This is a genomic window from Streptomyces sp. CB02261, assembly GCF_001905665.1.
Classification (GTDB): domain Bacteria; phylum Actinomycetota; class Actinomycetes; order Streptomycetales; family Streptomycetaceae; genus Streptomyces.
On record NZ_LIVX01000013.1, the window covers coordinates 45,243 to 65,593 of the forward strand.

Annotated in this window: 20 protein-coding genes; 6 read left to right on the forward strand and 14 right to left on the reverse strand. The window is 72.8% G+C overall.

Going from position 1 to position 20,351, the window contains the following annotated elements; translation table 11 throughout:
* Nucleotides 1–45: 45 nt before the first annotated feature.
* The 6 genes from AMK29_RS37525 to AMK29_RS32430 all read right to left on the reverse strand — a co-directional run bounded on the left by AMK29_RS37525 (nt 46) and on the right by AMK29_RS32430 (nt 6,339).
* On the reverse strand, nt 46–732 hold the full coding sequence (locus AMK29_RS37525; RefSeq protein ID WP_073819640.1) for a response regulator: 687 nt from the start codon (nt 730–732) through the stop codon (nt 46–48).
* Between the two features lie 111 nt (nt 733–843).
* Nucleotides 844–3,390, reverse strand: coding sequence for a sensor histidine kinase (locus AMK29_RS32410; protein ID WP_073819641.1), 2,547 nt, complete (start codon nt 3,388–3,390; stop codon nt 844–846).
* A 205-nt stretch (nt 3,391–3,595) separates the two neighbouring features.
* Nucleotides 3,596–4,324, reverse strand: coding sequence for an ABC transporter ATP-binding protein (locus AMK29_RS32415; RefSeq protein WP_073819642.1), 729 nt, complete (start codon nt 4,322–4,324; stop codon nt 3,596–3,598).
* Nucleotides 4,325–4,476: 152 nt separating this feature from the next.
* Nucleotides 4,477–5,241 (reverse strand): DUF3710 domain-containing protein, encoded by a 765-nt coding sequence (locus AMK29_RS32420; RefSeq protein WP_073819643.1) that lies wholly within the window; start codon nt 5,239–5,241, stop codon nt 4,477–4,479.
* A 1-nt stretch (nt 5,242) separates the two neighbouring features.
* The gene (gene dut / locus AMK29_RS32425) at nt 5,243–5,755 is read right to left on the reverse strand and encodes a dUTP diphosphatase (protein ID WP_073819644.1); all 513 of its coding nucleotides are present in this window, start codon (nt 5,753–5,755) and stop codon (nt 5,243–5,245) included.
* Nucleotides 5,755–6,339 (reverse strand): PaaI family thioesterase, encoded by a 585-nt coding sequence (locus AMK29_RS32430; protein WP_073819645.1) that lies wholly within the window; start codon nt 6,337–6,339, stop codon nt 5,755–5,757. The genes dut and AMK29_RS32430 overlap by 1 nt, the downstream gene beginning before the upstream one ends.
* Nucleotides 6,340–6,397: 58 nt before the next feature.
* Between AMK29_RS32430 and AMK29_RS32435 the strand changes: the two genes are divergently transcribed.
* Nucleotides 6,398–6,901, forward strand: a complete 504-nt coding sequence (locus tag AMK29_RS32435; RefSeq protein WP_073819646.1) for a DUF3093 domain-containing protein — start codon at nt 6,398–6,400, stop codon at nt 6,899–6,901.
* Between the two features lie 78 nt (nt 6,902–6,979).
* Here AMK29_RS32435 and AMK29_RS32440 read toward each other — a convergent pair whose 3' ends face one another.
* The 4 genes from AMK29_RS32440 to AMK29_RS32455 all read right to left on the reverse strand — a co-directional run bounded on the left by AMK29_RS32440 (nt 6,980) and on the right by AMK29_RS32455 (nt 10,610).
* Complete coding sequence (locus AMK29_RS32440; protein WP_073819647.1) at nt 6,980–8,011, reverse strand: hypothetical protein; 1,032 nt, start codon at nt 8,009–8,011, stop codon at nt 6,980–6,982.
* An 11-nt stretch (nt 8,012–8,022) separates the two neighbouring features.
* Entirely contained in the window at nt 8,023–8,319 is a 297-nt protein-coding gene (locus tag AMK29_RS32445; RefSeq protein WP_003955561.1) for a DUF4193 domain-containing protein, read from the reverse strand.
* 394 nt (nt 8,320–8,713) lie between these two features.
* A complete protein-coding gene (locus tag AMK29_RS32450; protein ID WP_073819648.1) occupies nt 8,714–9,952 on the reverse strand; it encodes a sensor histidine kinase in 1,239 nt (412 codons plus the stop codon).
* A 4-nt stretch (nt 9,953–9,956) separates the two neighbouring features.
* Nucleotides 9,957–10,610 carry a response regulator transcription factor gene (locus tag AMK29_RS32455; RefSeq protein WP_073819753.1) on the reverse strand — a complete coding sequence of 218 codons (654 nt, stop codon included), beginning with the start codon at nt 10,608–10,610 and terminating at the stop codon, nt 9,957–9,959.
* 369 nt (nt 10,611–10,979) lie between these two features.
* On the opposite strand from AMK29_RS32455, the gene AMK29_RS36615 reads away from it, so the two are divergent.
* Nucleotides 10,980–11,156, forward strand: coding sequence for a hypothetical protein (locus AMK29_RS36615; protein WP_158071373.1), 177 nt, complete (start codon nt 10,980–10,982; stop codon nt 11,154–11,156).
* A 138-nt stretch (nt 11,157–11,294) separates the two neighbouring features.
* Here the strand turns inward: AMK29_RS36615 and AMK29_RS32460 are convergent, their stop codons facing one another.
* Both AMK29_RS32460 and AMK29_RS32465 read right to left on the reverse strand, forming a co-directional pair.
* Nucleotides 11,295–12,095 (reverse strand): inositol monophosphatase family protein, encoded by an 801-nt coding sequence (locus AMK29_RS32460; RefSeq protein WP_073819754.1) that lies wholly within the window; start codon nt 12,093–12,095, stop codon nt 11,295–11,297.
* Between the two features lie 21 nt (nt 12,096–12,116).
* Complete coding sequence (locus AMK29_RS32465; RefSeq protein WP_073819649.1) at nt 12,117–13,244, reverse strand: ferrochelatase; 1,128 nt, start codon at nt 13,242–13,244, stop codon at nt 12,117–12,119.
* Nucleotides 13,245–13,418: 174 nt separating this feature from the next.
* Here AMK29_RS32465 and AMK29_RS32470 point away from each other — a divergent pair, with 174 nt between their 5' ends.
* Both AMK29_RS32470 and AMK29_RS32475 read left to right on the forward strand, forming a co-directional pair.
* A complete protein-coding gene (locus tag AMK29_RS32470; protein WP_073819650.1) occupies nt 13,419–14,684 on the forward strand; it encodes an MFS transporter in 1,266 nt (421 codons plus the stop codon).
* Nucleotides 14,632–15,963 carry a D-arabinono-1,4-lactone oxidase gene (locus AMK29_RS32475; protein WP_073819651.1) on the forward strand — a complete coding sequence of 444 codons (1,332 nt, stop codon included), beginning with the start codon at nt 14,632–14,634 and terminating at the stop codon, nt 15,961–15,963. Before AMK29_RS32470 ends, AMK29_RS32475 begins: the two co-directional genes overlap by 53 nt.
* A gap of 3 nt (nt 15,964–15,966) precedes the next feature.
* Here AMK29_RS32475 and AMK29_RS32480 read toward each other — a convergent pair whose 3' ends face one another.
* Complete coding sequence (locus AMK29_RS32480) at nt 15,967–16,869, reverse strand: hypothetical protein (protein ID WP_443334092.1); 903 nt, start codon at nt 16,867–16,869, stop codon at nt 15,967–15,969.
* A 486-nt stretch (nt 16,870–17,355) separates the two neighbouring features.
* Between AMK29_RS32480 and sepH the strand changes: the two genes are divergently transcribed.
* The gene (sepH, locus tag AMK29_RS32485; RefSeq protein WP_073819653.1) at nt 17,356–18,396 is read left to right on the forward strand and encodes a septation protein SepH; all 1,041 of its coding nucleotides are present in this window, start codon (nt 17,356–17,358) and stop codon (nt 18,394–18,396) included.
* A gap of 155 nt (nt 18,397–18,551) precedes the next feature.
* On the opposite strand, the gene AMK29_RS32490 is transcribed toward sepH, so the two are convergent.
* A complete protein-coding gene (locus AMK29_RS32490; protein WP_073819654.1) occupies nt 18,552–19,379 on the reverse strand; it encodes a sulfurtransferase in 828 nt (275 codons plus the stop codon).
* 173 nt (nt 19,380–19,552) lie between these two features.
* On the opposite strand from AMK29_RS32490, the gene AMK29_RS32495 reads away from it, so the two are divergent.
* Nucleotides 19,553–20,326 (forward strand): VOC family protein, encoded by a 774-nt coding sequence (locus AMK29_RS32495; RefSeq protein WP_073819655.1) that lies wholly within the window; start codon nt 19,553–19,555, stop codon nt 20,324–20,326.
* Nucleotides 20,327–20,351 lie beyond the last annotated feature (25 nt).

Below are 20,351 nucleotides of genomic sequence, written 5' to 3' on the forward strand. Positions count from 1 at the left end.
CCGGCCACCGCCGTCACCGAGGCCGGGCCAGGGGCACCTGTCCGTTCAGCGTTCGAAGCGGTACCCCATGCCCGGTTCGGTGACGAAGTGACGGGGGTGGGAGGGATCGCTCTCCAGCTTCCGCCGCAGCTGGGCCATGTACACCCGCAGGTAGTTGGTCTCCGTGCCGTACGAGGGTCCCCAGACCTCCTGGAGCAGCTGCTTCTGGCTGACGAGGCGGCCGCCGTTGCGGACGAGGACCTCCAGGAGGTGCCATTCGGTGGGGGTGAGGCGGACGTCCCGGCCGTCGCGGTGGACCTTCTTCGCCGCCAGGTCGACGGTGAAGCCCGCGGTCTCGACCACCACGACCCCGTCCTCGGCGCCGCCGACCGGCTCGGCGCGGCGTACGGCGGCGCGCAGTCGGGCGAGCAGCTCGTCCATGCCGAAGGGCTTGGTGACGTAGTCGTCGGCGCCCGCGTCGAGCGCCTCGACCTTCTCGTCGGAGGTCTGCCGGGCCGAGAGGACCAGGATCGGCACCCGGGTCCAGCCGCGCAGGCCCTTGATGACCTCGACGCCGTCCATGTCGGGGAGGCCGAGGTCGAGGACGACGACGTCGGGGTGGCGTTCGGCGGCGAGGCGGAGGGCGGTGGCACCGTCGGGCGCGGCGTCGACCTCGTACTTCCGCGCCTTGAGGTTGATCACCAGGGCGCGGACGATCTGCGGCTCGTCGTCGACCACGAGGACCCGGGTCATGGAGGGGGACCTTCCTTCTGCTGGGGGGCTGCTGAGTGGGACGGGTGTGTGATCACGGACAGGTGGTCGGTCACGGCACGGTGGCCGATCTCGATCTCGGCACGGCGACCGTCACGTCACGGCGTGGGCCGGGAGGCCGGGGGCCGGGGCCGGCGGGCCGCCGCGCGCGGCCCTGAGGGTGAGCACCATGGTCAGGCCGCCGCCGGGGGTGTCCTCGGCGCCGAGCGTGCCGCCCATGGCCTCGACGAAGCCGCGGGCCACGGCGAGGCCGAGGCCGACCCCGGAGCCGCGCGGGGCGTCCCCGAAGCGCTGGAACGGTTCGAAGATGCCGTCCTTGGCCTCGTCGGGCACGCCGGGGCCGCGGTCCACGACCCGGAGCTCGACCCGGTCCCCCAGGGTGCTGGCGGCGACGGCCACGGGGACGCCCTCGGGGCTGTACTTGACGGCGTTCTCCACGATGTTGGCGACGGCCCGCTCCAGGAGGCCCTTGTCGACCTCGACCATCGGCAGCGTCTCGGGTATGTCCAGCTCGGCGCTGCCGTCGGGTACTCCCCCGAGCGCCATGGGGACGACCTCGTCGAGGTCGACCGTGCGGACCAGCGGGGTGACGGTGCCGGTCTGGAGGCGGGACATGTCGAGGAGGTTGCCGACGAGGTGATCGAGGCGGTCGGCCCCGGCCTCGATGCCCTCCAGGAGTTCGGCGCGGTCCTCCTCGGACCACTCGACGTCGTCCGAGCGCAGGGAGGAGACGGAGGCCTTGATGCTCGCGAGCGGCGTCCGCAGGTCGTGGCTGACGGCGGCGAGCAGCGAGGTGCGGATCTTGTTGCCCTCGGCCAGCTTCCTGGCCTCCTCCGCCTCACCCACGAGCCGCTGCCGGTCGAGGACGACCGCCGCCTGGGCGGCGAAGGCGCCGAGGACGCGCCGGTCCTCGGCGGGCAGCACGCGCCCGGACAGGGCGAGCGCCAGACGGTCACCGACCGGCATGTCCACATCCGCCTCCTCCGGCCGGGCCGCCGGGTGCGGCCCCACGCTCGCGGCCCGTGTCCACGGCTCGACCTCGTCCACCCGCTCCAGGAGCGCCACGGACTCCATGGAGAAGGTCTCGCGGACCCGTTCGAGCAGGGCGTCGAGGCTGGTCTCGCCGCGCAGCACGCTGCCGGCGAGATACGAGAGCACCTCGGACTCGGCGCGCAGCCGGGCGGCCTGGTGGGTGCGCCGGGCGGCCAGGTCCACCACCGAGGCGACGGCCATGGCGACGCCGAGGAAGACGGCGATGGCGACGATGTTCTTGGGGTCGGCGATGGTGAGCCGGTGGACGGGCGGGGTGAAGAACCAGTTGAGGAGGAGCGAGCCGGCGGCGGCCGAGGCGAGGGCCGGAAGGAACCCGCCGAGCAGGGCCGAGGCCACCGTCAGGGCGAGGAAGAGGAGCATGTCGTTGGCGAGGCCGAGGTCGGCGTCGACATGGGTGAGGAGCAGGGCGAGGGCGGCGGGTCCCCCGACGCCGACCGCCCAGCCGCCGATGATCCGGGAGCGGCCGAGGCGGGCGCCGCGGGCGACGGGCAGTCCGCGTCCCTTGGCGACCTCGCCGTGCGTGACGATGTGGACGTCGAGGTCGGTCCCGGAGTCACGGGCGACGGTCTGGCCGACGCCGGGGCCGAGCACGTACTGCCAGGTGCGGCGCCGGCTGGAGCCCAGGACGATCTGGGTGGCGTTGACCCCGCGCGCGAACTCGAGCAGCGCGGAGGGGATGTCGTCGCCGATGACGTGATGGAACGTTCCGCCGAGGTCTTCGACGAGGGTGCGCTGGACGGCCAGTTCCTTCGGGGAGGCCGCGGTGAGCCCGTCGCTGCGGGCGATGTAGACGGCGAGCACCTCGCCGCCCGCGCCCTTCTCCGCGAGCCGGGTGGCGCGTCGTATGAGCGTCCGGCCCTCGGGGCCACCCGTCAGACCGACGACGATCCGCTCCCTGGCCTGCCAGGTGGAGCGGATGTTGTGCTCGCCCCGGTACCGCTGGAGGTACTCGTCGACCCGGTCGGCGGTCCAGAGCAGCGCCAGCTCGCGCAGGGCGGTGAGGTTGCCGGGGCGGAAGTAGTTGGAGAGGGCCGCGTCGACCTTGTCCGAGGTGTAGACGTTGCCGTGGGCCATCCGGCGCCGCAGGGCCTCCGGGGACATGTCGACCAGCTCGATCTGGTCCGCCCTGCGGACGATCTCGTCGGGGACGGTCTCCCGCTGCCGTACGCCGGTGATCGCCTCGACCACGTCACCCAGCGACTCCAGGTGCTGGATGTTGACGGTCGATATGACGTCGATGCCGGCCGCGAGGAGCTCGGCGACGTCCTGCCACCGCTTGGGGTTGCGGGAACCCGGGACGTTCGTGTGGGCGAGCTCGTCGACGAGGGCCACGGCGGGACGACGGGCCAGGACGGCGTCGACGTCCATCTCCGTGAAGGAGGCCTGCCGGTGCTCCAGGCTCCGGCGCGGCACCTCTTCGAGGCCGTGCAGCATGACCTCCGTACGCGGCCGCCCGTGGTGCTCCACGAACGCCACGACGCAGTCCGTGCCGCGCTCCACCCGGCGGTGCCCCTCGGAGAGCATCGCGTAGGTCTTGCCGACGCCCGGCGCAGCGCCGAGGTAGATCCGAAGCTTGCCGCGTCCCATGGGTCGACCATACGTCCAGCCAATGGGACATTCCGTACGCGGTGAGAGGGCCCCGGCGGTCTTGACGTGATTCTGATGTGGCCGCGGCCGTGCGGTGGTGCCGGGCAGACGACCGCAGCGTGGCGCCGCGTACGGCCGCGACGCGGCGCCGGGTGCGCCGTGTCCGCACCGGCCCCCGCCGCGACCGCCCTCGACCGCCTCGCGCTCAGTGCTCGATGATCTCGCCGTCGCTCAGCTCCAGCACCCGGTCCGCCAGGCCCAGGAGCTGGGGGTCGTGGGTCGCGACCAGGGCCGTGCAGCCCTCGCTGCGGACCACCGCGCGCAGCAGCTGCATGACGGCGAGCCCGGTCTCCGCGTCCAGCTGGCCCGTGGGCTCGTCGGCTATCAGCAGCGCCGGCTTGTTGGCGAGCGCCCGGGCGATGGCGACCCGCTGCTGCTGGCCGCCGGAGAGCTCGCCGGGCCGCTGGGCCGCGTGGTCGGCGAGGCCCACCAGGCCGAGGAGGAGGGCCACCCGCTCCTCGCGCTCCTTCGGGTCCGCCTTGCGCAGCCGCATGGGTACGCCCACGTTCTCGGCGGCGGACAGGATCGGGAGCAGCCCGAAGGACTGGAAGATGAAGCCGATCCGGTCGCGGCGCAGTGCGAGGAGCCCGTTCTCACCGAGGGTGGAGAGGTCGACGCCGTCGATGACGATCGAGCCCCCGTCGGCGGAGTCGAGGCCGCCCACGAGGTTGAGCAGCGTCGTCTTTCCGGAGCCGGAGCGGCCCTTGAGGGCGACGAGCTCGCCGCGCGGGATGTCGAAGGAGACCCCGCGCAGGGCGTGGACGGCGGCCTCGCCCGTGCCGTACGAGCGCCGCAGGTTCTCGACGCGGACCATCGGCGGGCCGGCCGGGTCCTCGACGAGGGCCGTCGCGGACCCCGTGCTGCTCTCACTCACCCTGTGCTCCCCCCTCCTCGACCATGTGCGCCGTCAGTATGGTCCGCGGCCCGGTCCGAGGACCAGAGCCCGAGGCGGAGCCTGTGGAAAACGCGGTGGGCCGCTTCCCGTACGAGACGTACGGGAAGCGGCCCACCGGTAGCCGTGATCGCTCAGCGGATCTCGGAGATCTCCGGACCGCGCTGGAGCTGGCCCATGCCGCCGGAGAAGCGGGAGTTCTCCTGCTCCTCCTGCTGCACGCCGTCCGGCACCATCTGCGCGTCGTTCGGCAGCTTGAGGACGATCGGGTCGCGCGGGGCCATCGGGCCGTCGCCACGGACGACCACGGTGTCCCGGACGATCTGCTCCAGGAGCCCGGCCGCCTCGGGCTGGACCGCGCCCTGCCCGGAGATCACTCCGCGCAGGAACCAGCGGGGTCCGTCGACACCGACGAAGCGGACCAGCTGCACGCCGCGGTTGCCGTCCGGCAGCTGCACGGGGACCTGGGCGCGGAGCTCCCAGCCGAGCGGGCCCTCGACCTCGTCGATGACACCGCCCTGCTGGATGATGCCGGTGGCGATCTCGTCGCGGACCTCGCCCCAGATGCCCTCGTTCTTGGGGGCGGCGAACGCCTGCAGCTGCACGGCGCTGTCGCGCAGCACGACGGTGGCCGCGACGATCGCGTCGCCCGCCACCTCGACCCGCAGCTCCATGCCCTCGACTCCGGGCACGAAGACGCCACCCAGGTCGACACGGCCCTCATCGGGCTTGGAGACCTCGGAGATGTCCCAGGGTCCGTCGGGCCGGGGCGCCGGCGGAAGGTTCACCCGGCGGGGGGCGGCGTCGTCCGCGTCCTCGCCGTCCACCGCGTCGACGACCTGCTCGGCCTCGCCCGCCGCGTCCTCTGCGGCACCGCTCTTCTTGCGACGTCCGAACACGTCACTGTCCTTCCCGGTCGGATACGACCGAAGCGTATCGATTCCCACCCGTTGTACCGTCCACGGCGGCATGACCGCCGGTGGACCCGAAGCCCCCCTCGGCCCGCGCCGAGCCGGGAAGCTCCGCCACCTCGTGGAAGCGCACCTTCTCGACCTGTTGGACGACAAGTTGGGCGATCCGGTCGAATCGTTCGAACCGCACGGTCTCGCGCGGGTCGAGATTCACCACGATCACCTTGATCTCTCCACGGTACCCGGCATCCACCGTCCCCGGGGCATTCACGAGTGCCACTCCGCAGCGGGCCGCGAGTCCGGAGCGCGGGTGCACGAAGGCCGCGTACCCGTCCGGGAGGGCGATGGAGACCCCGGTGGGCAGCACGGCGCGCTCCCCGGGGGCCAGCTCGGCGGCCTCGGTGGTCACGAGGTCCGCCCCGGCGTCGCCGGGGTGCCCGTAGGCCGGGATCGGCACGTCCGGGTCCACCCGGCGGATCAGTACGTCGACAGGGTTGCGCATCAGGGGTTCACCTCGAAGGCGCGGGCGCGCCGGACCTGGTCGGGGTCGGACATGGCGGCCTGGATCTCCTCCGGGCGGCCGTTGTCGATGAAGTGGTCGACCTTGACCTCGATGAAGAGAGCGTCGGCGCGGACGGCGACGGGGCCCTCGGGCCCGCCGATCCGGCCGACAGCGGTCGAGAAGATCTTGCGGCCGTGTACGGCGGTGACCTCGGCCTCCAGGTGGAGCAGGGTGCCCACCGGGACGGGCCGGACGAAGTCGGTCTCGAGCCGTCCGGTCACGGCGATGACCCGCAGCAGCCAGTTGAGGGAGCCGAGGGTCTCGTCGAGCGCGGTGGCGAGCACGCCGCCGTGCGCGAGGCCGGGGGCGCCCTGGTGGTCGGGGGTCACCGTGAACTCGGCGGTGACGGTGACGCCCTCGCCCGCGCGTGCCTCCAGGTGGAGGCCGTGGGGCTGCCCGCCGCCGCACCCGAAGCAGTGCGCGTAGTGCGCGCCGAGCAGCTCGCCGGCGGCCGGCGCGTCGGGGTGGCGTACCGGCGGTATGGCGTCGGCCGGCGGGGTGAGGGCGGCAGATGTTGCAGTCACAGCCGCAGACCTTACCCGCGCGGGTGGGCGCAGGTCGCGCCGTGGCAGGCTTGGACCCATGCAGCCTTCCGCCCCGTCCCCGGCCCCCTCCCCCGCGACCCCCGCCGCGCCGCGCTTCGACGAGCGGCTGACGGCGCCCCGCTCCTGGTGGCTCATCGCGGGACTGCTCGGTCTCTCCGGCGGTCTGATCATGTTCCCGATGGGTACGGTCCCGATGCTGGGCGGCCTGATCGTGGCGGCGGTGCTCGCCGGGGCCGCGGTCTCCTCGTACGGCTCCGCCCGCATCCGCGTCGTGGCCGGTTCGCTGGTCGCGGGCGACGCGCGGGTCCCCGTCTCCGCCCTGGGGGCGGCCGAGGTCCTCGACGCCGAGGAGGCGCGCGCCTGGCGCACGCACAAGGCCGACCCGCGCGCCTTCATGCTGATGCGCAGCTATGTTCCGCGGGCGGTACGGGTCGAGGTGACGGACCCGGAGGACCCGACGCCGTACCTGTACCTGTCCAGCCGTGAGCCGCAGGCGCTGGCGGACGCGCTCGACGCCGAGCGCGCGGGCGCCGAGGGCTGACCGCGGGCGGGACGGCGACGCCGGTCCCGGCCGGCGGACGACGGACTCCGCCCGGGCGGTGAGCGCCTCCCACCGGCTTCAGAAGCCCAGTTCCTTCGGGGGGTTCTCGGGCTGCTCCAGCGGCGGCAGTTCCCTGAGGGCGTCCCAGGGGACCTGGCGACGGCGCAGGTCCTTGCGGACGTGTTCGGCGAGCTTCTTGGTGTCGCGGCGGTTCATGACCGCGCCGACGGCCGCGCCCACCATGAAGGGCATGAGCATCGGCAGGTTGCGCACCATGCGTTTCATGATCTGCTGGCGCAGTTCGCGCTTGAGCTGTCCGCCGAGCGCCGCGTTGACGGTGGTGGGCTTGGTGGGGTCGATGCCCCGCTCCTCGGCCCAGGAGGTCAGATAGGCGGCCGAACGCTGCCCGAGCCGGCCGGGTGGCCGCAGTCCGTAGACCTCGTGCAGTTCGGCGATGAGTTTGAGTTCCACCGCGGCGACGCCGGTGATCTCCGCCGCGAGTTCCGCCGGCATGGCCGGGGGTACGGGGAGCATGGCGGCGGCGCCGACGCTCGCGCCCACGGTCGAGCTCGCGTTCGCCGCTCCGGCGACGAGCTTGTCTGCGAGCTCCTCGGGGCCGAGCCCGGGGAACTGCTTGCGGAGGGTCGCCAGGTCGCGGACGGGGATCCGCGGGGCGAGGTCGATCAACCGGTCGGCCAGGTGACCGAGGCCGGCCCTGGCGCTGTCGCCGCCGCGCTTCACGCCCTGCGCGACGCCACGCCTGACCGCGTCGATCCGGTCGGAGTCGATCCTGATCCTGTCGAGTCGGGCGCGCGCGGGGTTGGCGAGCCGCCTGACGGCGCCGAAGCGTCCGTCCTGCCGCGCCTCGACCGCTGCGGCACCCTCTCCCGCCTCCACCGGCAGGCGTGCCGGGTCCGGCTCGGTGACCGCTTCGAGCGAGGCCGGGTGGCCTCGCTCGTCGTCAGGTGCACCGAGGGAGGGCAGGGAGGCGGTGCGATCGGCGTCAGAGGCCTCGTGGGCGCCCTCCGCCGGTTCTGTGCCGCCCTTGTACGTCCGGGGGCTCCCGGGGAGCCTCAGACGCCGCTTCCGGGACGGTGTGTCGCCTGCCACGGCCGACGAACTCAGTCGCAGTCGCGGCAGATCGGCTGGCCGTTCTTCTCCCTGGCCAGCTGGCTGCGGTGGTGCACGAGGAAGCAGCTCATGCAGGTGAACTCATCGGCCTGCTTGGGCAGGACCCGGACGGCCAGCTCCTCGTTCGAGAGGTCGGCGCCGGGAAGCTCCAGGCCTTCGGCGGCCTCGAACTCGTCGACGTCGACGGTCGAGGTCGACTTGTCGTTCCGGCGGGCCTTCAGTTCTTCAAGGCTGTCCGAATCGACGTCGTCGTCGGTCTTGCGTGGGGTGTCGTAATCCGTTGCCATGTCGCTCTCCCCCTCTGGGTGGTTGCGGTGTCTCCAGCGCACGTAACGCGTGAGAGGTCGGACTTGTGCCCGACCTGAGGCGGAGATTTTGCCTCACATCAAGGTCTGTTACTCAATCGACACCCGTCCCGTCCTCTCACGAGTGATCGGCTACGGGTGGCGAACCGGACCGTACACGGTCCTACGGGCGTCCCTCACAGGCGCCACCCCGTGTACTTCCCGTCATTGCGGGCCCCGGAAACCCGGACTTTTCCTGGCTTTCCGAGGGATTTCCCGATCACGGAGAGTGGATGTCCGGACACCCTCTCCTGTGATCGATCACACAGGAGCGTCTCAGAATCAGGCCCCGGAATTCCGCGCAAAGCGAACGGAACCGGTCGGCTCATGCAGTGTGTCAGATCGGCAGAGTGACACGCATCACGAGACCACCGCCTTCGCGGGGCTCCGCGATGATACGGCCGCCGTGGGCCCGGGCCACGGACCGCGCGATCGACAGGCCGAGGCCGACCCCCTTGTCGCTGCCGGTGCGCTCCTGCCGGAGCCGCCGGAACGGCTCGAACAGGTTGTCGATCTCGTACGCGGGGACCACGGGGCCCGTGTTCGAGACGACCAGGACCGCCTGACCGTGCTCGACCTCGGTGGTGACCTCCGCCCAGCCGCCCTCCGGCACGTTGTACCGGACGGCGTTCTGGAGCAGGTTCAGCGCGATCCGCTCCAGGAGGACGCCGTTGCCCTGGACGACCGCCGGGGCACGCGTGCCCCGGATCTCGACGCCTCTGGCCTCGGCCTCCGCGTGCACCTGGTCCACGCCCCGCGACGCGACCTCGGCGAGGTCGACCGGTTTGCGCTCGATGATCTGGTTGTCGCTGCGGGCGAGCAGCAGCAGACCCTCGACGAGCTGTTCACTGCGCTCGTTGGTGGCGAGCAGGGTCTTGCCGAGCTGTTGGAGTTCGACCGGTGCCCCGGGGTCCGAGAGGTGGACCTCCAGGAGCGTGCGGTTGATCGCGAGCGGGGTCCGCAGCTCGTGCGAGGCGTTCGCGACGAACCGCTGCTGCGCGGTGAAGGCCCGCTCGAGGCGGTCCAGCATCTCGTCGAAGGTGTCGGCCAGCTCCTTGAGCTCGTCGTCCGGGCCGTCCAGCTCGATCCGCCGGGAGAGGTCGGAGCCGGCCACCTGCCGGGCGGTCCGGGTGATCCGGCCGAGCGGGGAGAGCACGCGCCCGGCCATGGCGTAGCCGAAGGCGAAGGCGATGATGCTCAGACCGAGCAGCGCGAAGAGCGAGCGGCGCAGCAGGTCGTCGAGGGCCAGGTCGCTCTGGTGCCGGAGGCAGAGGGTGACGGCGTCGTTCAGCTGGTCGCCGGTGGGCGACTCGGGCAGCCGGCACCAGGAGGTGGTGGGCTGGACCGTGCCGTTGACGACCTTGAAGGGCAGCTCCGAGGTGCTGTCGCTCAGGGCCTGGGCCGTGAAGAGGTAGATGATCGAGAGCAGCAGGATGCCCGCGATCAGGAACATCCCGCCGTACAGCAGCGTGAGCCGTATCCGGATGGTCGGGCGCAGCAGCGGCCGGACGGGGTCCCTGGGGTCCCAGGTCGGCTTCGGGGGCGCCTGGGGGTGGGGCGCGGAGGTGGGTGCCATGAGCTCAGATCCGGTACCCGGAGCCGGGCACGGTGACGATGACGGCCGGCTCGCCGAGCTTGCGGCGCAGGGTCATCACGGTGACGCGTACGACGTTGGTGAACGGGTCGGTGTTCTCGTCCCAGGCCTTCTCCAGGAGCTGCTCGGCCGAGACGACGGCTCCCTCGCTGCGCATGAGCACCTCCAGGACGGCGAACTCCTTCGGCGCGAGCTGGACCTCCTTGCCCTCGCGGAAGACCTCGCGGCGGTTGGGGTCGAGCTTGATGCCGGCGCGCTCCAGGACGGGCGGGAGGGGCATGCTCGTCCGGCGTCCGAGGGCCCGCACGCGCGCGGTGAGCTCGGTGAAGGCGAAGGGCTTGGGCAGGTAGTCGTCCGCGCCGAGCTCCAGGCCCTCGACGCGGTCGCTGACGTCGCCGGACGCCGTGAGCATCAGGACGCGGGTGGGCATGCCCAGCTCCACGATCTTCCGGCAGACGTCGTCGCCGTGGACGAGGGGCAGGTCGCGGTCGAGGACGACGACGTCGTAGTCGTTGACCCCGACGCGCTCCAGGGCCGCGGCGCCGTCGTACACGACGTCGACGGCCATGGCCTCCCGGCGCAGTCCGGTGGCCACGGCATCGGCGAGCAGTTGCTCGTCCTCGACGACGAGTACGCGCACGTCGTACATCCTTCCCGTTGAGCTGCGGTCCACGGTGGAACCGGCTGAGACCTGAGCACTGACTGTGCGTGTCCATCCTGCCCCGTACGCGCGTAAACCGGCTGTAAGGCGGCGGTGCGGTGCCCGGCACGGGCGGGTGGTGCGCGGGCGCGTGGAGCGGGCTCGCGGCGGGAAGCCGAGAATTCACCGGATTCACCGGCCAGTTGAGGTTTCCGTGAGGAAGCGGCTGGGGAGGACGTCTGCACACCCCGTGATCACGCCCTGTATGTGGCGCGCCACCTACCGCTCTCCGTTTCCGGGAGACCGCAGTGTGTGATCCACCCACCCTCGGCACACCCCCGTGCCACCGGACCCATGACGAGGGGGCGCATGATGGACGCTTTCACCGCGGGCCTGCTGCACCGCATCAGGACGACGCAGACGGACCTCACGCGGGCTCGTGAGACGGGCGACGACTACCTGGCGGATGTCGAGCAGGCGGAGCTCGACGACCTGCACCGGCTGGCCGCCGAGCACGGCGTGGAGGTCGCCCTGCCGGGTGTCTGACCCGCACGGACCCGCTCGACCCGTCCGACCCGCTCCACCCCGCCCGACCCGACAGACCCGCCCGACCCGATGGACCCGCAGACGCGCAGGGCCCCGGCGCCTTCCCGGCGTCGGGGCCCTCGCGCGTCCGGTGACGCGCTAGTCGTGCCAGGCGCCGAGCTCCTCCAGGAGTTCCTGGAGCGGCGTGAAGAGCCCCGGAGAGGCCGCCAGGACGAGTTCACCGGACGCCGGCTGCCCGGGTCGGCCGCCGGTCAGCGCGCCCGCCTCGCGGGCGATCAGGGCGCCCGCCGCCAGGTCCCACGGGTTGAGCCCGCGCTCGTAGTACGCGTCGAGGCGGCCCGCGGCCACGTCGCAGAGGTCGATGGCGGCCGAACCGCCCCGGCGGATGTCACGGACGCGCGGGAGCACGCGCTGGACGATGTCCGCCTGGCGGGCGCGCCGGGTCTGCACGTAGGCGAAGCCCGTGCCGAGGAGGGCGTGGTCGAGGTCGGGCGAGGGGCGGGCGGCGAGGCGCCGGTCCCCCGCGTAGGCGCCGCCGCCGAGCACCGCGCGGTACGTCTCGCCGCGCATCGGGGCCTCGACGACGCCGACGACGGCCTCGCCGTCCCGTTCGGCGGCGATCGAGACCGCCCAGGTGGGGAGGCCGTAGAGGTAGTTCACGGTGCCGTCGAGCGGGTCGATCACCCAGCGGACCCCGCTGGTGCCGGGGCTGGAGGCGCCCTCCTCGCCGAGGAAGCCGTCCTGCGGGCGGTGCTCGGAGAGGAAGCCGGTGATGAGCTTCTCGGCGGCGATGTCCATCTCGGTGACCACGTCGATGGGGCTCGTCTTGGTCATCGCCACGGCGAGGTCGTCCGGCCTGCCGTCGCGCAGCAGCGCTCCGGCCCGCCGTGCGGCCTCCAGGGCGAGGTCGAGCAGTTCGGGGAGAAGCGGGTCGGTCACATCGGTCACGGGGTCGTCTCCTCAGGCGTACGGGCTGTCGGCGCCGGCCGCGGCGGGCCGCTCGGCCCTGGCCGGGCAGCAGCCGATCGGGCACAGGTCGTGGGACGGCCCGAGCGCGCCCAGGGCGCACCGCTCGGCCCGGGTGCCGCGCTCGTGGGCGGCACGCTCCAGGAGGAGTTCGCGGACGGCGGCGGCGAAGCGCGGGTCGGCGCCGACCGTCGCGGAGCGCCGGACGGGCAGTCCGAGTTCGGCGGCCTTGGCGGTGGCCTCGGTGTCGAGGTCGTAAAGGACCTCCATGTGGTCGGAGACGAAGCCGATCGGGACCATGACGGCCGCGGGCACCCCGGCGGCGTGCAGCGCCTCCAGGTGGTCGCAGATGTCCGGCTCCAGCCACGGGATGTGCGGGGCTCCGCTGCGGGACTGGTAGACGAGCTCCCAGGGGTGGTCGATCCCGGTCTCCTCGCGGACGGCGTCGGCGATCAGCCGTGCCACGTCGAGGTGCTGCCGGACGTAGGCCCCGCCCTCGCCGTGCTCGGTGACCGGTCCCGAGGTGTCGGCGGCGGAGTCGGGGATGGAGTGGGTGGTGAAGGCGAGGTGGGCGCCGTCCCGTACGGACGGGTCGAGCTCGGCGAGGGAGGCGAGGACGCCTTCGACCATGGGCTCGACGAAGCCGGGGTGGTTGAAGTAGTGCCGGAGCTTGTCGACCCTGGGCAGCGGGAGCCCCTCCGCCTCCAGGGTGGCGAGCGCGTCGGCGAGGTTCTCGCGGTACTGGCGGCAGCCGGAGTAGGAGGCGTACGCGCTGGTGGTGAGGACGGCGATATGGCGCCGGCCGTCGGTGATCATCTCGCGGAGGGTGTCGGTGAGGTACGGGGCCCAGTTCCGGTTGCCCCAGTGGACGGGCACCTGGAGGCCGGCGGCGGCGAAGTCCTTCCGCAGCGCGTCGAGGAGCGCGCGGTTCTGGTCGTTGATCGGGGAGACGCCGCCGAAGAGGAAGTAGTGCTGCCCCACTTCCTTGAGCCGTTCCTTCGGGATGCCACGGCCGCGGGTCACGTTCTCCAGGAACGGGACCACGTCGTCCGGGCCCTCGGGGCCGCCGAACGAGAGCAGCAGCAGGGCGTCGTACGGGGCGGGATCGTGCTGATCGGACATGGCACCGATCCTCCCACCCTCCCCTGACACCGAGCGGCACGGCCCGTCCGACGGTATTCGTCCGAAAAAGGGGGATGACCCATCGACTTCAACACCGTAGGCTTTAGCTATTAATTACACGTGTTGAGTCACCGCGCGGAGCCAGCTCCGAAGCACGGAGATCCGGAGACCCTCTTGCCCAGTCCCTACCGCGCGATCTTCGAGGCGCCCGGCACCACCTCGTTCTCGGTCGCCGGATTCCTCGGCCGGATGCCCCTGTCCATGATGGGCATCGGCATCGTGACCATGATCTCGCAGGTCACCGGCCGCTACGGGCTCGCCGGCGCGCTCTCGGCGACGCTCGCGATGTCCGCCGCCGTCCTCGGCCCCCTGGTCTCCCGCCTGGTCGACCGGCACGGCCAGCGCCGGGTGCTCCGCCCGGTCACCCTGGTCTCGCTCGTGGCGGCCACCGGGCTGCTGCTCTGCGTGCAGCAGCAGGCCCCGGACTGGACGCTGTTCGTCTTCACGGCGGTGATCGGCTGCGTGCCGAGCGTCGGCGCCATGACCCGGGCCCGGTGGGCGGCGATCTACCGGGGCGAGGAGCGGCGCCTGCACACGGCGTACTCCTGGGAGTCGATCGTCGACGAGGTGTGCTTCATCTTCGGCCCGATCATCTCCATCGGTCTGTCGACGGCGTGGTTCCCCGAGGCCGGACCCCTGTTCGCAGGGTTGTTCCTGGCCGCCGGCGTCTTCTGGCTGACCTCGCAGCGCGCCACCGAGCCGGCCCCGCACCCGCAGCAGCGGGGCACCCGGGGCGTCTCCGCGCTGCGCTCCCCCGGCCTCCAGGTCCTGGCGCTCGCCTTCGTCGCCACCGGCGCCATCTTCGGCTCGGTGGACGTGGTGACGGTGGCCTTCGCCGAGGAGCGGGGGCACAAGGCCGCCGCGAGCCTCGTCCTGGCCGTCTACGCGCTGGGTTCCTGTCTGGCCGGCGCCGTGTTCGGTCTCCTGCACCTCAAGGGCGAGCCGTCCCGCCGCTGGCTCCTGGGCATCTGCGCGATGGCCGTGAGTATGATCCCCCTCCTACTGGCCGGGAACCTGCCGTTGCTGGCCGTGGCGCTCTTTGTCGCGGGCCTGTCCATCGCACCGACGATGGTGACCACCATGGCCCTCGTCGAAGCGCACGTACCGCGCACCAAGCTGACCGAGGGCATGACCTGGACGGGTACCGGGCTCGCGATCGGCGTGGCGCTCGGCTCTTCGGCCGCCGGCTGGGTGGTCGACGCGTCGGGGGCCGAGGCGGGGTACGTGGTGCCCGTCGTCTCGGGCGCGCTCGCGGTCGCGGTGGGCGTCCTCGGACACCGCCGGCTCCGCAGGCCGGCGCCGAACCGGGAGGGGCAGCGTGAGCGGGATGACGACAGCGGGGTCGGGGAGCGCCAGGACGGCGAACAGCCCGTGGCGTAACTGGGCGGGGAACGTCACCTCCCGGCCCGTACGGGAGGTGAGCCCGGCCTCGGCCGAGGAGCTCGCCGAGGCGGTGCGCCGCGCGGCCGAGGACGGGCTGCGGGTGAAGACGGTCGGCACCGGTCACTCGTTCACCTCGATCGCGGCCACCGACGGCGTCCTCATCCGGCCGGGTCTGCTGACCGGGATCCGGCGGATCGACCGCGAGGCGATGACCGTGACGGTCGAGTCGGGCACCTCGCTCAAGCGGCTCAACGTGGCGCTGGCCCGGGAAGGCCTGTCGCTCACGAACATGGGCGACATCATGGAGCAGACCGTCGCCGGCGCCACCTCCACGGGGACGCACGGCACCGGCCGTGACTCGGCCTCGATCGCCGCGCAGATCCGCGAGATCGAGCTGGTGACGGCGGACGGTCAGCTGCTGACCTGCTCGGAGAAGGAGAATCCGGAGGTCTTCGCGGCGGCCAGGATCGGGCTCGGCGCGCTCGGTGTCGTCACGGCGCTCACCTTCGCGGTGGAGCCGGTCTTCCTGCTCAACGCGCGCGAGGAGCCGATGAGCTTCGACCGGGTCACCTCGGAGTTCGACGCGCTGCACGCGGAGAACGAGCACTTCGAGTTCTACTGGTTCCCCCACACGGACAACTGCAACACCAAGCGCAACAACCGCAGCGCGGGCCCCGCCGCGCCTCCCGGCCGGGTCAGCGGCTGGGTCGAGGACGAGCTCCTCTCCAACGGGCTCTTCCAGGTGGCCTGCTCGCTGGGCCGCGCGGTGCCGCCGGCCATCCCCTCGATCGCCAAGATCTCCAGCAGGGCCCTGTCGGCCCGTACGTACACCGACATCCCGTACAAGGTGTTCACCTCGCCGCGCCGGGTGCGCTTCATGGAGATGGAGTACGCGCTTCCGCGGGAGGCGGCGGTCGCGGCGCTGCGCGAGCTCAAGGCGATGGTCGAACGCTCCCCGCTCAAGGTGAGCTTCCCGGTGGAGGTACGGACGGCCCCGGCGGACGACATCACCCTGTCCACGGCCTCGGGGCGGGAGACCGCGTACATCGCCGTCCACCTCTACAAGGGGACGCCCCACCGCGCGTACTTCACGGCGGTGGAGCGGATCATGACGGCGCACGGCGGCCGTCCCCACTGGGGCAAGATCCACACGCGGGACGCCGCGTACTTCGCCGAGGCCTATCCGCGCTTCGCCGAGTTCACGGAGCTGCGCGACCGCCTGGACCCGGACCGGCTGTTCGCCAACGACTATCTGCGCCGGGTGCTGGGCGACTGACGGTCACTCGGCTCCCTCGCCGTCCGTTCCCGCTCCGGTCCCCGGCGCGGCCGGGGTCGGTGTCGTGGGGGCCTCCGGCAGGCCGGTCCCGGTGGTGGGCTCCTGGGTCGGGACCGTCGGCTCCGTCGTCGGCTCCGACGGGGCGGGGGTGGCGGGGGTCGGCTCGACGCCGGTGGAACCGGAGGGGGTCGGCTCCGGGGAGGGGGTCGCGGTGCCGGTCTCTCCGGTGTCCTGCCCGCCGGGGGACGGGGTGCCGTCCGTCGACGGGCTCGGCGCGCCGCCCCCGGGCCGCCCGCCGTCCTCGGCCGACCCGGACGGAGCGGGCGTGGGGGTGCTGTCCTTCTCCGGCGTCCGCTGCCCCGTACTTCCGCCGCCGCGGACCACGGAGCCGAAGGTCGTGGTCCCCTGGGTCCCGCTGAAGTCCTGTCCGGAGACCAGCTCGTAGGCGGTGATGCCGCCCATGGTGACGCCGAAGACCAGGGCGGCGGCGATCGCCGGGCGCTTCCAGCCACGGACCCGCGTGCCGTGGGTCGTCGCCGTGCCGAACTCCCCGTCGTACGGGACAGGCGCCCGGACCGTGCCGAGCATCAGGGTGGAATCGTCCCGCCGGCCCGCGGGGACCGGCACCTGACGGGCCTTCGGCTTGGCGGCGGCGGTCGCGTCGCGCACCTGCTCACCGGTGCGCCGGAACAGGTGCTGGAAGAGCGGGCCGCCGCAGGTCGCGATGACACTGATCACACCGGCGCCCACGATCGTGCCGTACACACCGAGGGTGGAGGCGAGTTTGGCGGCGATGACCGCGGCCACCGCGCTGCCCGAGACCTGAGCCACGCTCAGGTCGATCCTCCTCCTGCCGCCTTCCTTCTCCTCCGCTGCCTCAGCGTCGCCTTCCGGCCTGTGGCGCATCTCCAACCCCTGACGGCTCTTCCGTTGCCCTTGCACCCAGAAGGGACAAATGGGCGAAGCGAAAAGTTCCGTTTCTGCTGTTTCTGTGAAGAGCGACACGTAAGAGGGAAGATCGCGGACACTCAACTCCCGTACCGCCCGAGAAGTTGGGCGGCGCGCCGGTCCACCCAGGTGGCCCGAATGGAGTACATTGACGAACCCTGGGTCCGGACGCCTTCACGGGTGCCCGGGATCAAGGGGAGGGGGCCGGACACGGCACTCGAACCGGCGACGCCGCGGCAGCGCACGGGAACCGACTGCACAGAGTGACCGCCTGTCACTCCGGGTAGCCAACAGGTCACCGTGTCATAACGGCGTTCCAGGGTCCACGCCCGACACGCCGGGCAACTCGGCAAGGTAGTGGCAGGCTGCACCCGGGCAGGCCACACTCGACTAGCGGAAGCAGCGACGCACGTGACGTCGGCAGGCACCACCCGGGAGGTCCCCATGCCCGAACTGCGTGTCGTGGCCGTCTCCAACGACGGCACACGACTGGTGCTGAAGGCTGCTGACAGCACGGAGTACACACTTCCGATCGACGAGCGGCTGCGCGCCGCCGTGCGCAACGACCGCGCGCGCCTCGGCCAGATCGAGATCGAGGTGGAGAGCCACCTCCGCCCCCGTGACATCCAGGCGCGGATACGAGCCGGTGCCTCCGCCGAGGAGGTCGCCCAGCTCGCCGGAATCCCCGTCGACCGCGTGCGCCGCTTCGAGGGCCCCGTGCTCGCCGAGCGCGCCTTCATGGCGGAGCGGGCCCGCAAGACCCCGGTCCGCAGGCCCGGCGAGAACAGCGGCCCGCAGCTCGGCGAGGCCGTGCAGGAGCGGCTGCTGCTGCGCGGCGCCGAGAAGGACACCGTGCAGTGGGACTCCTGGCGGCGTGACGACGGCACCTGGGAGGTGCTGCTCGTCTACCGGGTCGCCGGCGAGGTCCACACGGCCAGCTGGACGTACGACCCGCCCCGGCGGCTCGTCCAGGCCGTGGACGACGAGGCCCGTGCCCTGATCGGCGAGACGGACGACACGATCGCCGCCGCGCCGGAGCCGAGCTTCCCCTTCGTGCCGCGCATCGCACGGCTGCCCCGGGACAGGCCGCTCGATCGTGCCCTGGACCGCCAGATCGACCGGTCGGACCGCCAGCTGGAGCGGGCGTCCGCGTCCGCCGAGCCGGAGGACGAGCGGGACTCCCTGACGAGCCTCCTGGAGGCGGTACCGAGCTTCCGCGGCGACATGGTCGTACCGGAGCAGCCCGACTCGGAGCCCTCGGACGAGGCCGAGACGGAGGAGCCCCCGGCCCCGGCCGCCTCGGCGGGCGCGGGCTCCGCGTACGCCGACGTCCTGATGCCGCGCGCGGTGTCGGGTCACCGCGACCGGCTGACCGGCACCACGGACCGCCAGGCGGAGGCGGACGGCGTCCGTCCGGGCCGCCGCGCGGCCGTACCCAGCTGGGACGAGATCGTCTTCGGCACGCGGCGGAAGAAGCAGGACTGACGAAGGCGACGGACGTGGCCGTACGAGGGCGTGCCCGCGGCGGACACGGCGGTCGTACGGGACGGAACCGCGCCGGCGACGGCTGCCGCAGTGCCATGGGAAGGGGCCCGCACCGCATCGGTGCGGGCCCCTTCGGCGTGTGGCGCCCGGCCGCGTTACTGCGGGTCGGGCCCCGTCGCCACCGGACGGGCGGGGTCGGCGGACCACTCCGACCAGGAGCCCGCGTACAGGGCGGCGGGGATGCCCGCGACCTCCAGGGCCAGGACCTCGTGGGCGCCGGAGACGCCGGAGCCGCAGTAGACCGCGACCGGGGTCCCCTCGGCCGCGCCCAGGGCGGCGAAGCGGCTCCTCAGGACGTCGGCGCCCAGGAAACGCCCCTCCGTGTCGACGTTCTCGGTCGTCGGGGCCGAGACCGCGCCGGGGATGTGGCCGCCCACCCGGTCGATCGGCTCCACGTCCCCTCGGTAGCGCTCGGCCGCCCGCGCGTCCAGGAGCAGCCCCGCGCGCGCGTGGGCCGCCGCGCCGTCGGCGTCGAGCAGTCCGAGCGCGCCCGGCTCCGGCCGGAAGTCGCCCGGGTCCGGCACGGGCACCTTCTCCGTCAGCTCGCCCTCCCAGGCCGCGAGGCCCCCGTCCAGGACCCGCACGTCCCGGTGGCCCGCCCAGCGGAGCAGCCACCAGGCGCGGGCCGCGGCCCAGCCGAGGCCTCCGTCGTAGACGACGACCGGTGTGCCCGCCGAGACGCCCGCCCGGCGCATCGCGGCCCCGAAGACCTCCGGGTCGGGCAGCGGGTGCCGCCCCCCGCTGCCGGCGGGCCCCGCCAGTTCGGTGTCCAGGTCGACGTAGACCGCGCCGGGGAGGTGTCCGGCCTCGTACGCCGGGCGGCCGGGCGGACCGCCCAGCGTCCAGCGGACGTCGAGGAGGACCGGCGGCCGGGCCCCGGCCGACTCGCTCAGCAGTTCGCTTGCGGAGATGATGGGCTTCATGGGTGCCATCCTCGCGCAGCCGCACGGCCGCCGAGGACGAACCCGGCGTCCTCCCCACGTCCGTCACCGCGGGGCACGCCGCTCGTTGGTGCGACCGGGGCACGCCACGGCCCCGTCGGTGTCACCATCGGACAGGGGCACGGGCACGACGACGGTCCGAGGAGAGAGTCACGATGACCGAGGCGACTCGGCGCAGACCCGGCACACCGTGCTGGGTGAGTCTGATGGTGCACGGGCTTGACGCGACGCTGGAGTTCTACCACGAGCTCTTCGGCTGGGAGTTCGTGCCCGGTCCGCAGCAGCTCGGCCCGTACGTGCGCGCGCTGCTCGACGGCAAGGAGGTGGCGGGCATCGGCCAGCTGCCACCGGACCGGCATCTGAGGATCGCCTGGACCCCGTATCTGGCCACCGCCGACGCCGATGAGACCGCCGAGGCCATCCGTGGCTGCGGCGGCACCGTGGCGGTGGGCCCGCTGGACGCGGGCGAGGCCGGCCGGCTCGCGATCTGTTCCGACCCGACCGGTGCGGTGTTCGGCCTCTGGCAGGCGGAGGCGCACCACGGCACGGCGACGGCCGGCCCGCCGGGGACCCCCGTCTGGAACGAGCTCCTCACGTACGAGACGACGATCGGCAAGTTCTACCGGTCGGTCTTCGGCTACGAGGTGGGGTCGGTCGAGTCCGACGACCAGGACTTCGCGACGCTGCACGTGGAGGGCGTCCCGGTGGCCTCCCTGCACGGCGTCGGCAACGCGCTGCCCCGGGACCGGGGCCCGCACTGGATGACGTACTTCGAGGTCGCGGACACGGACGCGGCCGCGCGGCTCGTCGTGGAGCTCGGCGGTCATGTGCTGCGCCCGCCGCGCGAGGGCACGGCGGGGCGGCTCGCCCTGGTGACGGACCCGGAGGGCGCTGTCTTCACCCTCGTCAGGTCCGCCGCCGGACGGTGACGCGGTGACGCGGCGGGGCTGAGGG